Source organism: Pseudomonas sp. P1_F1_2 (assembly GCF_056405815.1).
In genome coordinates, this window is record NZ_JBFUBK010000028.1 from 13,989 (window position 1) to 25,681 (window position 11,693).

19 protein-coding genes are annotated in these 11,693 nt (G+C 58.0%); 17 read left to right on the plus strand and 2 right to left on the minus strand.

The features are described 5' to 3' along the window. The first annotated feature begins 504 nt into the window (after positions 1–504). A complete protein-coding gene (locus tag AC1D2P_RS10805; protein WP_477757689.1) occupies positions 505–819 on the plus strand; it encodes a DUF1654 domain-containing protein in 315 nt (104 codons plus the stop codon). A 53-nt stretch (positions 820–872) separates the two neighbouring features. Here AC1D2P_RS10805 and AC1D2P_RS10810 read toward each other — a convergent pair whose 3' ends face one another. Further along, the gene (locus tag AC1D2P_RS10810) at positions 873–1,703 is read right to left on the minus strand and encodes a S24 family peptidase (RefSeq protein ID WP_477757688.1); all 831 of its coding nucleotides are present in this window, start codon (positions 1,701–1,703) and stop codon (positions 873–875) included. Between the two features lie 90 nt (positions 1,704–1,793). Here AC1D2P_RS10810 and AC1D2P_RS10815 point away from each other — a divergent pair, with 90 nt between their 5' ends. Together AC1D2P_RS10815 and AC1D2P_RS10820 are read left to right on the plus strand one after the other, a co-directional pair. Next, positions 1,794–2,003 carry a hypothetical protein gene (locus AC1D2P_RS10815; RefSeq protein ID WP_477757687.1) on the plus strand — a complete coding sequence of 70 codons (210 nt, stop codon included), beginning with the start codon at positions 1,794–1,796 and terminating at the stop codon, positions 2,001–2,003. A 66-nt stretch (positions 2,004–2,069) separates the two neighbouring features. Beyond that, positions 2,070–2,492: a phage regulatory CII family protein gene (locus tag AC1D2P_RS10820; protein ID WP_477757686.1), complete on the plus strand. Its 423-nt coding sequence runs from the start codon at positions 2,070–2,072 to the stop codon at positions 2,490–2,492. 94 nt (positions 2,493–2,586) lie between these two features. Here AC1D2P_RS10820 and AC1D2P_RS10825 read toward each other — a convergent pair whose 3' ends face one another. Then, on the minus strand, positions 2,587–2,796 hold the full coding sequence (locus AC1D2P_RS10825) for an ECs_2282 family putative zinc-binding protein (protein ID WP_477757685.1): 210 nt from the start codon (positions 2,794–2,796) through the stop codon (positions 2,587–2,589). Between the two features lie 143 nt (positions 2,797–2,939). Here AC1D2P_RS10825 and AC1D2P_RS10830 point away from each other — a divergent pair, with 143 nt between their 5' ends. The 14 genes from AC1D2P_RS10830 to AC1D2P_RS10895 all read left to right on the plus strand — a co-directional run bounded on the left by AC1D2P_RS10830 (position 2,940) and on the right by AC1D2P_RS10895 (position 11,692). After that, entirely contained in the window at positions 2,940–3,638 is a 699-nt protein-coding gene (locus tag AC1D2P_RS10830) for a phage antirepressor KilAC domain-containing protein (protein ID WP_477757684.1), read from the plus strand. Between the two features lie 11 nt (positions 3,639–3,649). Next, positions 3,650–4,429 carry a helix-turn-helix domain-containing protein gene (locus tag AC1D2P_RS10835; RefSeq protein WP_477757718.1) on the plus strand — a complete coding sequence of 260 codons (780 nt, stop codon included), beginning with the start codon at positions 3,650–3,652 and terminating at the stop codon, positions 4,427–4,429. Further along, positions 4,426–5,127 (plus strand): replication protein P, encoded by a 702-nt coding sequence (locus AC1D2P_RS10840; RefSeq protein WP_477757683.1) that lies wholly within the window; start codon positions 4,426–4,428, stop codon positions 5,125–5,127. The genes AC1D2P_RS10835 and AC1D2P_RS10840 overlap by 4 nt, the downstream gene beginning before the upstream one ends. Further along, positions 5,120–5,329, plus strand: a complete 210-nt coding sequence (locus AC1D2P_RS10845; protein ID WP_477757682.1) for a hypothetical protein — start codon at positions 5,120–5,122, stop codon at positions 5,327–5,329. The genes AC1D2P_RS10840 and AC1D2P_RS10845 overlap by 8 nt, the downstream gene beginning before the upstream one ends. Further along, the gene (locus tag AC1D2P_RS10850; RefSeq protein ID WP_477757681.1) at positions 5,320–5,622 is read left to right on the plus strand and encodes a nuclease domain-containing protein; all 303 of its coding nucleotides are present in this window, start codon (positions 5,320–5,322) and stop codon (positions 5,620–5,622) included. Before AC1D2P_RS10845 ends, AC1D2P_RS10850 begins: the two co-directional genes overlap by 10 nt. Positions 5,623–5,728: 106 nt before the next feature. Further along, entirely contained in the window at positions 5,729–6,127 is a 399-nt protein-coding gene (locus AC1D2P_RS10855; protein ID WP_477757680.1) for a RusA family crossover junction endodeoxyribonuclease, read from the plus strand. Next, a complete protein-coding gene (locus tag AC1D2P_RS10860; protein WP_477811423.1) occupies positions 6,124–7,404 on the plus strand; it encodes a tyrosine-type recombinase/integrase in 1,281 nt (426 codons plus the stop codon). Before AC1D2P_RS10855 ends, AC1D2P_RS10860 begins: the two co-directional genes overlap by 4 nt. 32 nt (positions 7,405–7,436) lie before the next feature. Continuing rightward, positions 7,437–7,727: a hypothetical protein gene (locus tag AC1D2P_RS10865; RefSeq protein ID WP_477757678.1), complete on the plus strand. Its 291-nt coding sequence runs from the start codon at positions 7,437–7,439 to the stop codon at positions 7,725–7,727. 3 nt (positions 7,728–7,730) lie between these two features. Next, positions 7,731–8,084, plus strand: coding sequence for an antiterminator Q family protein (locus AC1D2P_RS10870; RefSeq protein WP_477757677.1), 354 nt, complete (start codon positions 7,731–7,733; stop codon positions 8,082–8,084). A 214-nt stretch (positions 8,085–8,298) separates the two neighbouring features. Then, a complete protein-coding gene (locus AC1D2P_RS10875) occupies positions 8,299–8,628 on the plus strand; it encodes a phage holin, lambda family (protein WP_477757717.1) in 330 nt (109 codons plus the stop codon). A 2-nt stretch (positions 8,629–8,630) separates the two neighbouring features. Beyond that, positions 8,631–8,825 carry a DUF7940 domain-containing protein gene (locus AC1D2P_RS10880; protein WP_477757676.1) on the plus strand — a complete coding sequence of 65 codons (195 nt, stop codon included), beginning with the start codon at positions 8,631–8,633 and terminating at the stop codon, positions 8,823–8,825. 122 nt (positions 8,826–8,947) lie between these two features. Then, positions 8,948–9,313, plus strand: a complete 366-nt coding sequence (locus AC1D2P_RS10885; RefSeq protein WP_477757675.1) for an HNH endonuclease — start codon at positions 8,948–8,950, stop codon at positions 9,311–9,313. Positions 9,314–9,491: 178 nt separating this feature from the next. Beyond that, on the plus strand, positions 9,492–9,971 hold the full coding sequence (locus tag AC1D2P_RS10890; protein WP_477757674.1) for a phage terminase small subunit P27 family: 480 nt from the start codon (positions 9,492–9,494) through the stop codon (positions 9,969–9,971). Positions 9,972–9,973: 2 nt separating this feature from the next. After that, a complete protein-coding gene (locus AC1D2P_RS10895; protein WP_477757673.1) occupies positions 9,974–11,692 on the plus strand; it encodes a terminase large subunit in 1,719 nt (572 codons plus the stop codon). The last annotated feature ends 1 nt before the right edge of the window (position 11,693 follow it).

An 11,693-nucleotide genomic window follows, 5' to 3' on the forward strand; every position in this document is an offset into this window, starting at 1 on the left:
TGGCGGGCGCTCGCCGTTCTCTGGTTTGTTGCATGCAGGTGGCCGGTATAAGCCGGGGATTCGTCCGCATCCCAAAGCCCACTCATCGAATGGGCAGAGGTGATGCTTTCCTTCCTATTGCCGCCGGAGGGGCGGGGCGCATTGCATGCCGGGTCATTCACACGGTTCTGGCGTTTCACCATCGAGCAGCCGTCCAGGTTGTTCCTGTCGTAGGCAGGCTTTCGGGCCTGTCTGCTCGCCGGTCGCCGGTAGAGGCAATGCGGTCTGTTGTTTGTTGCGCTGGCTGTTAAAGAGCGGTGGTGCTGCGCAGTGGTTGTTTGTCGCTGCGATGGATGTAATTTAGAAAACTAAACAAAACACGTCAACAATTATTTTAGATAACTTAACAAAAAGATCGGCGGATATCCGGAGAGAAATCTCTTAGTCAAGACTTACGGTTTAGAAAACTACGCGTTATGCTGCGTAAACCCTGTATGGATATACAGCACTAAAGGAGGGCGACGCATGGCAAAGAAACAGGCAAAACCAGCGGTACGGCAGGAGATGAGCGGCATTGAACGGTTAGGCCTGAGGGTTTCATCAATGATCAATCATCCGTTCGCGCAAGATCTACGCTGCGTGACAATTCACAGGCTGGACACGGATGGGGATAGGGAGTGGGAAGAGGTGATGGGGCTGCTGTCCGAGACGGACGGTATTGAGATGACGTTCAACGACGACGAGTCCGTGACACTCAAGTGGGAGGCGTCATCGGAGAACGATCATCAAGCTGAAGTGCAGGATGAATTTATGGCAGTAGAGGAGATCGCTCCATTCTGACGGGTATAAAAAAGCCCGGAGCATGTCCGGGCTTTGCTGCCATCGACAGATGCTTACGCTTTACGACCATTCCAAATAAACAGGACTTTGGCGTGGATAGTCACGTCGTCGATTCTGGCAGTTTGATTTTCGTAATGCTTATTGTCCGAGATCAGGCGGTAATTATCTTCGTCGAGCCGCATGACCCGCTTTATATAGAGCTCCTGGTGCCATGTCATCACGTAAATGCCTTCGCCAACGAACTCCTTCACTCCCCTATCCACAATCACCAGATCTTTGTCGTTGATCGTGCCTTCCATTGACTGGCCCCAGCCAGTGATCATGGCGAGGGCGCTGGCGGCGGTGTAGGTGACACCTTTCTCGCGCAATATTTCTTCGCGCACCACGAGGTTTCGGACAGCTTCATTGTACTCCGGAGGTACTTGGCCGTGACCCATCGCCGCGCGGATGTCGTACTGCGGAATAAGAATCTCATCGTTGGTCGGTCGCAGTGCCGCGTAATTTCCCGGCAAGTATTGCTGACCATTGACAGCAGGGCTGTCGGCCTCGGCGGCTGCCGCAAGCACCATTTCGCGCGCCTTCTCTGACAGGTTCTTTCCAGCCTTTGTCGCAAGCATGTGCGCTACCAGTTCGGCACTGGTCGACCCAGCTTTTGGGCCATCCAATGATGCGACATCACCAGGCGAGCCTGTTCCTTCAGACAACCAGTCCGGCGAGCATTCGAGCGCCTTCGCCAGCGCAAGAAGGTTTTTCCCTTTTGCTCCATTGGTACCGGACACCCAAAAGCTGACCGTCGCCTTGGATACGCCTGTCAGTTTGCTGATGTCTGTAGCGCTGAGGTTCAGCTTCCTCATGCGCGCAGTGACGCGATCTTTGAATTCCATATTTAGGATTCTAAACATTTCATTGTTTAGATAACTTGCCTTGTATTGTTAAGAACTCTAAACTCGGCGAAGACAATGGAGACATACCCCATGACCTACGACGAAGCCCTGAAACATTTCCGCACCGGTCGCGCTATCGGGGACGCCCTTCGCGTGACTGGTAGTCGGGTATCGCAGTGCCGTACCGCTGGCGGGTTTTCCTACCCAATGCAATGCGTTCTGGAGAAAGAGTCAGGCGGTGCACTGGTCGCTCGGCGTGAAGACGACCCGGCTCAAGCGCTCGACAACTCCGCTGCGTAACTCGCTGAACAAATGATTGCTGACCACCTTCAGCGACGCCACGTAAACAACTTTGAGGTTTTACGGATGCACGATTTTCTGAAGGCCTGCGACAGCGTGGTTGACGAGGCGAACACCAAGAATTTGGCGACGCTGATGAATATGCCCCCGGTGAGTCTGCTTCAGCGTGCCAATGCGAATTACGACGGCGCCTGGTTCAACGTCAAGCACCTGTACGCATTGATGCTGCACACGAAAGACATGCGTCCATTGGCTGCACTGGCAGGTGAGTTCGGCTATTCGATCACGCAGAAGGCCCAGCCGATCCCGCTCGACATTCACGAAGCGCTCGGTCGCGCCACTCTGGAGTTCGCCGAGGTCACCGTCGAGACGCACACGGCGATGGCTGATGGTCGTGTTGACCAGGTGGAGCGCGCCCGAATCTTGAAAGAGATCAGCCACGCCGAAGAGGCGCTGGCGCAATTAAAAGCATCAGTGAAGGTGGCCTGACATGGGAACGGAAGTCGAGCAGCGCGTCGGACATATTTCAATATCGCTAGAAGTTCAACACGTGCTCGATCAGGTCGAGATGACTGCTGCTCAGTTACCGCCGGAGTCTATCGGCGAGTTCCTTGACCAGGTCCTCAGCCTTCTTTCTTCCAGCAGCACGAAGCTCGTCGATTGTGAAAACAGCGCCACAGTCGCCACAGGCGGCGGTTTCATCTTTCGCCTCGAGGTTGTGGGGCTTGGAGAAGTTTGTGCCGCCGCACTTGCCGCACGCAAATTGGATAGTTGCCAAAGGAATCACTGACATCGGAGCCGCCTGTTTCTGGATTGGGTTAGAGCTTCCCAGAGTAGCAGGCGGTTCCGACCTTTATAGCGATGCCAAATCGCAGACACAAAAAAGCCGGTGGCTAGACCGGCTTCTTCAAAACGCAAAACACTTGAGGGGCCATTATGAACACGATCGTCGCTCCAAGCAATACGGTCACCATGTCGAGCCGAGAGATCGCCGATCTCACCGGCAAGCACCATCACCACGTAGTCCGCGACATCAAGCGCAACCTTTCCGAGCTGAATATCGATGCATCCACTTTTGGATGCATCTACCGGGACGAGCGCAACCGCGCACAAACCGAGTATTTCCTTGGTCACGACCTGGTCATGACCTTGCTCACCGGCTACAGCACGCCACTTCGCCACCGTGTCGTGACACGTTTGGGTGAACTAGAAAACGTGTCGCGACACGGTGTCGCGGTTCCGCAAACTCTCCCTGAAGCCCTCAGGCTCGCAGCCGATCAGGCAGAGCACAACCTTCAGCTTCAGGCCGTCATCCAGAAGCAGGCGCCGAAAGTCGAGGCGCTGAATCGCCTAGCCAACACCCAGGGCTCCGTGTGCATTACCAGCGCTGCCAAACAGCTTGGGGTGGCGCCTCTACGGTTGTTCAAGTGGCTGAGCGACAACCGCTGGATTTATCGCCGGACCAGTCACTCTAGTTGGTCTGCATTCCAGCCTCGGCTATCCAGCGGACTACTCGAGCACAAGCTCGTGAAAGTCGGAACCGATCGTGAAGAGCTCAAGGTCGTCGAGCAGGTCATGGTTACTCGCCGCGGTATCACCACCCTGGCCGAACAACTTCAAGGAAACTCGTTTTGAGCGTTCAAGCAATGTCCTGGGCGCTCTCTCTGCCCATCCAATCCCTCAAAGACTCCAGCGCGCGTCATGTCTTGCTGTGCTTGGCCAACTACGCAGGTTCAAACGGTGCTGGCGCCTTTCCGTCGGCTTCGACCCTGGCTCAAGACACCGGCCTGTCTGAGCGCACCGTGCGTTACAAACTGGATGACCTGGAGAAGTCCGGACTAATCCAGAAGGGCAATCAGGCGATCGCCGCTGTGCACATCGACCGCCATGACCGCCGCCCGGTTGTTTACGACCTTCAACTATTGCGGGGTGCAAATCCTGCACCCCGCACAAAACGGGGTGCAGATGACGCAACGGGGTGCAACTCACAACAGAACGGGGTGCAGCCTGGAACAGAACGGGGTGCAGCGGCTGCACCCAATACATCAATTAACCATCAAGGAACCGAACAGCAGCAGCGGCAGCCGATTGTCGATGTGATTGCTGAACAGGATCAGGCGGCTATCGAGGCACTGGATGATCGCCAACGCTTCGCCATGTTCGCCGCTTGGACTCCGAACGAGAAGGCACTGGCCGACCAGCTTGCAATCGCCAGACTTCCCGCCGAAGTCATCACTGACCAGTTGCTCGAAACGTTCATGGGTTTCTACGTTGCCCGCCCGGCGTCAGTCCAGAGCGCTGCTGGTTGGTGCTTCGAACTGGTCAAGTGGGCAAAGCGAGACAAGACCAGAACCGCCGGTGCTGCAGCGCAGACGGATGAGTTCGACGACACCGACACCGAATGGATGAATGGGGGTGCCAAATGAAGACGGTTTCCACGGTTGCGGCCCAGGCCATGACCAAGGCTCACCACGGCGAATTCATTGACGCAAACACCGACGTTTCGGTTCAGGCAAAGCAGGATCAGGCCCACGAAACCGGCAAGGTGATAAACCAGCTGTTCCGCCAGCTGCGCTCTATCCGCACCGCATGGCGCCAGGCTTGGCCAGATGCGAAGGCCTACAAGGAATCGAAAGCCACCTGGCTGCAAGCGTTCATCGAAAACGGTATCTGCACCCAGGAGCAGATCGATGTCGGCCTGATGCGTTGCCGCGCCGAGCCGTCCGACTTTATCCCGAGCGTCGGCAAGTTCATTCAAGGCTGCGTGCCGACGCCGGAAATGCTCAGCCCGCCGTTGCCGAGCGTGGAGACCGCTTACAAACAGGCCCTGCGCAACTGTCATCCGACGATGCATGGCATCGCGAAGTGGTTTCACCCGGCCGTTTACCACGCGACCGCCGCCGCCGGGTTTAACAGTCTGCCACTGCTCAGCAGGGAGTTGGGCCTGATCAGCTTCGAGAAGCGGTATCTGGAGCAGGTCCGCAAGGTCTGGATGGGCGAGCAGCTCGGTCCGGTGCCGGTAGCAGAGTTGGCCGAGCCGGCACCCGAGCGCACTCCAGAGGTGGGGAACCAGGCGTTGGCTCAACTCCGTGCTCTGCGCTCGCGAGGTGCTGCCCGTGCCTGATCGTCGACTGGCAACCCCGGAGATCGATACCTACCGTTTTGCGGTGTTCTGCTGCTCGTTCAAGGTCGAGCTTGGCTCAACGCCTGACCATGCACTGGCACTATTCGTGGATCCGGCCATGGCCAAACGCTACGGGGCGTGGATGTGGCCTGGCACTTACGAGGTCGTCGACGTCATCACCGGAGAGCGGGTATGCGCGTGACCTCGAAAAAACTACGTGCCTCGGCCAATGGACAGGACTGCACCGTCCGCCTGCCAGGCACTTGCAACTACAACCCGGACACGACGGTGCTCGCGCACCTGCCTTGCGGGCAGAAGGGTGTTGGCATGAAAGGCTTCGACACCGTCGCGGTGTACGCGTGCAGTGCCTGCCATGACGTGATCGACGGCCGAGGTGCCGGCGAGGTCGATTGGCAGGACATGCCACGCGCCATCGCCGAAACACATGAGGCCCTGATCCGGGCCGGAATACTGACCGTAAAGGGGGCTGCATGATCGACCCAATGACTTTGCTCGTCCTGATAATCCTCGCCAGTTGGGCGCTCTACGAAGTATGTCGTCGCCTCAACGACCGGTACCAAAAAGCGCGGGGTGAGCGCAAATGAATCCCGTTGAAACAGGCCGCATGATCGACCTGACACTACCGTGGCCACCGAAGGAGTTGAGCCCGAACGCCCGTGTGCACTGGAAGCAGAGGCACAAGCACGCCCAGGCCTATCGGAAGGCCTGCGCGTGGATTGCCCTGTCATCAAGAGGGCCGCTACTCACCGGAAAGAAGTACTTCTGGGTGACGTTCTGCCCTCCGAATAGGCGTTCCTATGACGACGACAACCTGCTGGCGCGCTTCAAGGCTGGACGGGACGGCGTAGCGGATGGCCTGGGTATCGATGACAAAAACTTCGTGACCACCATCAACATTGGCACACCAGTTACCGGTGGCGAAGTGCGCGTGCACATCCGCGATTACCCCATCGTTGAGTCCGTCGCGGTGGCCGAATGAGTACTGCCGCCGTGAAGATCACTCAAGCCGAAGTCAAACGGCAGGCCGCCGGCACTGTGCAGGACCTGCGCGATATTGAGAACAAGGGCCTGTACCTGCGATTCAACAAGGCGCGCACCGGTGGTTCGTGGTTCCTGGTGCTCAAGGGGAAATGGAACCCTATCGGTAAATACCCTGAGCTCTTTCACACGCAGGTGGTGTCGGCGTTGCCGTCGATCCGCTTGCGCCTGGCGGYCGGTGAAGGTGCGAGTCTGTCGAAATGGGACACCGTCGGCGAGCTGCTGGACTGGTACGCCGATCGCATGTCGCGTGACCGCAACCTGTCGGCCAAGCGCAAGAAGACCGGCGCCTCGATGATCAAATGCCACCTGGTGCCGCGCCTTGGCGACCTGCCGCTGATCAGTCTCGACAAGGCCGCACTGGACAACATGCTCATGTGGCCGCTGCAAGAAAGCATCTCCATCGACTATGTCAGGTCGGTATTCCAGCTGCTCGCCCTGGCTTTCCGGCAGGCCTTCAAGTTGGGCCTGATCACGGCCAACCCAATGGCGGCGATCAAGTTCAACGACTTCTCCAAGGCGAAGGTCGGGATCAAGCCGGCTCGTTTGCGCGGCGTTCAACTGGAAGGCCTGCTGGCGCAATTGGCTGAGGTAATGCCAGCTGCCCCGCTGGATTCGATGCTGGCCCTGATGATGTTGTGCCACGGCACGCGGATCGGCGAAACCCGCATGGCGCGATGGGCGCACATCAGCCTGGCCGAGCGCGAGTGGTTTATACCTGCCGAGAACACCAAGACCGGCGTTGAGCATCACTTGCCCCTGACCGAGCAGGTCTGTGCACTGCTGATCCAGTACCGCGACGGTCAGTACGCCCGAGGCTATGACGGCCAGTTCCTGTTCCCCGCGCGCAATGGCAAGGCGCTCGGTGAAGCCCAAGGCTGCGCCGTGTTTCGTCGGTTGGGGCAGGGCGAGTGGACCAGCCACGACCTGCGCAAGGTGGCTCGCACCGGTTGGGCAGACCTCGGCGTCGATCACCTGATCGGTGAGCTGCTGATCAATCACGCGATGGGCCACAACGTGAAGGTGTACATCCAGTCCGACGTCATGGCTCGCAAGCGTGACGCGTTGGAGCAGTGGCACGCGCATCTAGATCAGAAAGGGTTTGCAGTCATTCACGGATTGACCGGCTTTAGATTTGAAGATTCTGGTACTCCGCTGCAAGCCACGGAACACAAGGGCTGCAATGCCATTCAAGAATCAACCATAGGCGAGGTTTAAAAATGGATAAAAGGACTCACGGACCCGCCTTTGTGCGTTGTCTGATCCCGATGATCGAGTGCCCATCCTGCAATGGTGCCGGCCTGATCCAAGGCGTGTTTCATCAGCTTGAATGCATCGGCTGTCACTCCTCGGGCTTTGTTCATGCCGAGACGCTTGAGCCGTTGTTGATGCAGGACCTTGTGGTTCAGCTCGGCATAAAGGTTCGCAACCAGACCGCGCTACTGAAGTCGCTCGACTGCTCGACGATCAGCGCTGAAGCCAGGCACTACCAGCAAGACAACACTCGCGGCGCCGGCCGCTCGTCTTTCAAGGGGGATTGATTCATGGCGAGAACAAAATGCTTCACCGAGCGCACTGCTGAAGATCTGCTGGAGCATTGGGGCCGCTGGGTTGTGCTGGGCTCTGGCGTGTCCTGCTGCGCGTCCCGTGAGAACACCCTGCACACACCGATGATCACCGACGACGATGCGCTGATGATCGATGGATTGATGGGGCGTCTGCTCAAACGCTACCCGGAATGCGGCAACGTGTTGATGAAGTACTACACCGCCCGGGACAAGGCGCTGGTGGACGTCGGCAAGAAGTTGGGCTTCGGTGAAGAGAAGACCCGGCAACTCTGGAAGGCCGGCATTGCGTGGATCGATGGTGCTTTAGATTTTCGTCGCGAGGCTGCTTGACAGGGCCGGGGACGAACTATAGATTTCAGTTACTTTGCGGTTTTTCCGCGAGCAAAGCCCGACCCTAGAGTTGGGCTTTTTGCTTTCTACAGTTCACAAAGCCTCGGCATTCGCCGGGGCTTTTTTCGTTTTCGGCTCCACCACACCCATTGCTCCGAGCTGGGAGTGCTGCTGGAGCTGGATCTATTCACTTCCCGAAAGGGAGGACGCCGAGATGCCAAACATGCCCGACAAACCAGACACCTGGCTCATCGTCATGGCCTGGCTCAGCCAGCATGCCCCGATGTTCTATGCGGCTGCTCTGTCTTGCTGGATCGCTTTCCTCCGCGTCATCTACGGCGGTGGCGGTCGGCGACAAGCCCTACTGGAATCTTGCCTATGTGGCGCCATTACGGCCGGGGCGTTCCCGCTGCTCGAATACTTCAACCTTCCATCGAGCCTTGCAGCAGCCGTCGGCGCTGTTATCGGAACTCTGGGCGTGAAGAAGGTTGCCGACTTGGCCGACCGCTTTACTGACCTCAAATTGCCCAAGCGGCAGGAGTGACCATGCAACTGATCGACAACTGGAAACAAGCGCTGAGCATGACCAGCGTTCAGGCGGGTGGCGCTATTGCTGTGCTGGGCATCGCCGAGCAACTGATGCCGCAACTTCAGGCCGTGCTGCCACCGATTGCGTATGGCGTGCTGGGCGTGCTGGTGATGGTTGCTCGCGTGATTCTTCAGCCGAAGTTGATTAAGTGATATGAGCTGCAGCGGATGTGCCGCTCGCCGAGCGCGGGCAATCAAGTGGACGCAGGAGGCAATCGAGAGGGCCAAGAGCCTTATCAGACCAGCCCCATCGAACCAACCTGAGGGCAAGACCGATGGCAGCAAGACCCTGTAGATCCACGCGCTGCCCAAACCTGGTCAAGTCGAAGGCCGAGCAAGGCTTCTGCGATGACCATGCATCACAGCGCGGAGCCTGGGTCAGAGAGAGAAGGGCGGGCAGCACGACCTCGCGTGGGTACGGTGCAGCATGGCAACGCCTTCGTGCCTCGATACTCAAGCGTGACCACTACATATGCCAGTGCTCCGTCTGCTCTGGCCTCGGTCGAGTGCGTGAGGCCACCGAGGTCGACCACATCATTGGCAAGGCGAACGGCGGCACTGACGACCCGGGCAATCTTCAGGCCATCAACCACGACTGCCACAAGGAAAAGACCGCTCGCGAGTCGAATCATCGCGAATGATTCTCATATCAGGCCCGAAAGGACCGAAATTCATGCGAAATGCACGAAAAATGGCAAAATCTATCGATTTGACCCCGTCGATAGGGGGGAGGGTCATAAGTCTGGGCCTTTTGGCTCGCTGACCGCGCTGAGGTCTCGTTCACACGACCGCGAAAAATGAAATTCAGGAGTCTCGCCGATGCCGGGGGTAAAGGGGCGGTCCGGCCGTCGCCCCAAACCCACGGCCAGCAAGGAGTTGGCCGGTAATCCCGGCAAACGAAAACTCAACAAGAACGAGCCCGACTTTGCGCTCGTTACCAAAATTGAACCCCCAGAGTGGCTATGCCCTAACTCGCAAGAGATGTGGTCAAGGGTTGTTCCTTCGCTGCTGGCTGAGAAGGTTTTGTGTGTCACCGATCTGCATAACGTCGAGGCATTTTGTACGGCCTATGCAAACTGGCGGGCTGCTCAGAAATCGGTCACTGAGTTCGGGATTGTTGTTCAGTCGGCGATGGGCTCGCCCATCAAAAACCCGGCCTTGACCGCTGCAAAGGAGGCCATGGCTCAAATGGTCACGTTCGGCTCGCTGCTCGGCCTCGACCCATCGAGCCGATCGCGCCTCACTGGCGGGAAAAAACCGGCCGGCACCAACGAATTTTCAACACTCCTAAACGGATAAACATGGCCTACAAGCACCCCAACGTCGAAGCGGCGAACCGCTGGGCGCGGGATGTTGTGCGAGGTCGCAAACCAGCGTGCCGATTGGTGCAACTTGCCTGTCAGCGTCACCTAGACGACCTGGTCAAAAGCAAGTCGGCCGGGTTCCCCTACAAGTTCGATCCGAAGAAGGCAGAGAAAAAACTCGCGCTTGCGCAGATGATGCCGCACGTAAAAGGGGAGTGGGCATTCAAGCGTCAGCTCATCACCCTGGAGCCTTGGCAGAAGTTTGGCCTGGCCGCGACGTTCGGCTGGGTGAAAAAGAAATCGGGCCTACGCCGGTTCCGTGAGAGCTACTGGGAAGTGCCGCGCAAGAACGGCAAAAGCGTGATCGCTGCGGCCGTCGGCATCGGCATGTTCGTCGCTGACAACGAATTCGGCGCCGAGATCTACAGCGGCGCGACCACGGAGAAACAGGCTTGGGAGGTATTCCGCCCGGCCCGCCTGATGGTGAAGCGCTCGCCGATGTTGATCGAGGCCGCCGGCATCGAGGTTAACGCCTCGAACATGAGCCGGCCGGAGGATGGTGCTCGCTTTGAAGTCGTCATCGGCAACCCGGGTGACGGCGCTTCGCCGAGCTGCGCGATCGTCGACGAATATCACGAACACGAAAGCGCCGCCCTCTACGAAACCATGCTCACGGGGATGGGCGCACGTCGGCAGCCGCTGATGTTCATCATCACCACCGCCGGCAGCAACATCGAAGGCCCGTGCTACGACATGCGCGGGCGGGTGGTGGAAATGCTCGAGGGCACCGTCCCTGATGAAGAGCTATTCGGCTGGGTCTGGACGATCGACGAGGGCGACGACTGGACCGACCCCAAGGTCATGGCCAAGGCCAACCCGAACATGGGCGTTTCCGTCTACGAAGACTACTTGATCAGCCAGCAGCAGAAGGCAATCAAGAACGCGAGCTTCCAGAACACCTTCAAGACAAAGCATTTGAACGTCTGGGTGTCGGCCCGCGAGGTGTATTTCAACATGGAAGCCTGGCGAGACTGCGCTGATCCCGGGCTGGCGATGGAAGATTTCGAGGGCAGCGAATGCCTGATGTGCCTCGACTTGGCGTCGAAGACCGACATCTGTGCCCGCATCAATTTGTTTTACCGCGTGATCGATGGCGTCCTGCACTACTACAGCGTCGCGCCGCGCTTCTACCTACCGGATCAGACGATCCAGTACGGCAGCGAAAAGTCGGTCGTGGAGCGCTATCAGAAGTGGGTGAACATGGGGCTTTTGACGTCGCACGACGGCGCCGAGGTGAGCTTCAACCAGGTGCGTGATGATCTGCTGGCAGATGCCAAAAACGTATCCCTCACTGAAATACCGCACGACGAATGGGGCGCTTTTCAGATCGCCCAGGACTTCGAGGCGGAGGGATACACGCCGGTGAAGATTCCGAAGACCACCAAGACGTTTTCCCCGGCAATGAAAGAGGTGAATGGCGCGATCCTTAACGGTCGTTTTCACCATGACGGCAACCCAATCCTGACTTGGATGATGGGCAATGTCACCGCCAAACCAGATGCCAACGAGAACGTGTTCCCCAGAAAAGAAAAGGCCGCCAAGAAGATCGACGGTGCTGTGGCTCTCCTGATGGGGGCCAACCGGGCCATGCTGCTTGCGGGTACGCAAGGTAGCTCTATCGGCGACTTCTTCTCAAATCCAATCATCATTGGCTGAA

What these genes read in the sequence shown, in the direction of transcription:
- AC1D2P_RS10805 (WP_477757689.1), top strand. Translation starts at nt 505, where the DNA reads ATGGCAAAGAAACAGGCAAAACCAGCGGTACGGCAGGAGATGAGCGGC.
- AC1D2P_RS10810 (WP_477757688.1), bottom strand. Translation starts at nt 1,703, where the DNA reads ATGGAATTCAAAGATCGCGTCACTGCGCGCATGAGGAAGCTGAACCTC.
- AC1D2P_RS10815 (WP_477757687.1), top strand. Translation starts at nt 1,794, where the DNA reads ATGACCTACGACGAAGCCCTGAAACATTTCCGCACCGGTCGCGCTATC.
- AC1D2P_RS10820 (WP_477757686.1), top strand. Translation starts at nt 2,070, where the DNA reads ATGCACGATTTTCTGAAGGCCTGCGACAGCGTGGTTGACGAGGCGAAC.
- AC1D2P_RS10825 (WP_477757685.1), bottom strand. Translation starts at nt 2,796, where the DNA reads ATGTCAGTGATTCCTTTGGCAACTATCCAATTTGCGTGCGGCAAGTGC.
- AC1D2P_RS10830 (WP_477757684.1), top strand. Translation starts at nt 2,940, where the DNA reads ATGAACACGATCGTCGCTCCAAGCAATACGGTCACCATGTCGAGCCGA.
- AC1D2P_RS10835 (WP_477757718.1), top strand. Translation starts at nt 3,650, where the DNA reads ATGTCCTGGGCGCTCTCTCTGCCCATCCAATCCCTCAAAGACTCCAGC.
- AC1D2P_RS10840 (WP_477757683.1), top strand. Translation starts at nt 4,426, where the DNA reads ATGAAGACGGTTTCCACGGTTGCGGCCCAGGCCATGACCAAGGCTCAC.
- AC1D2P_RS10850 (WP_477757681.1), top strand. Translation starts at nt 5,320, where the DNA reads ATGCGCGTGACCTCGAAAAAACTACGTGCCTCGGCCAATGGACAGGAC.
- AC1D2P_RS10855 (WP_477757680.1), top strand. Translation starts at nt 5,729, where the DNA reads ATGAATCCCGTTGAAACAGGCCGCATGATCGACCTGACACTACCGTGG.
- AC1D2P_RS10870 (WP_477757677.1), top strand. Translation starts at nt 7,731, where the DNA reads ATGGCGAGAACAAAATGCTTCACCGAGCGCACTGCTGAAGATCTGCTG.
- AC1D2P_RS10875 (WP_477757717.1), top strand. Translation starts at nt 8,299, where the DNA reads ATGCCAAACATGCCCGACAAACCAGACACCTGGCTCATCGTCATGGCC.
- AC1D2P_RS10880 (WP_477757676.1), top strand. Translation starts at nt 8,631, where the DNA reads ATGCAACTGATCGACAACTGGAAACAAGCGCTGAGCATGACCAGCGTT.
- AC1D2P_RS10885 (WP_477757675.1), top strand. Translation starts at nt 8,948, where the DNA reads ATGGCAGCAAGACCCTGTAGATCCACGCGCTGCCCAAACCTGGTCAAG.
- AC1D2P_RS10890 (WP_477757674.1), top strand. Translation starts at nt 9,492, where the DNA reads ATGCCGGGGGTAAAGGGGCGGTCCGGCCGTCGCCCCAAACCCACGGCC.
- AC1D2P_RS10895 (WP_477757673.1), top strand. Translation starts at nt 9,974, where the DNA reads ATGGCCTACAAGCACCCCAACGTCGAAGCGGCGAACCGCTGGGCGCGG.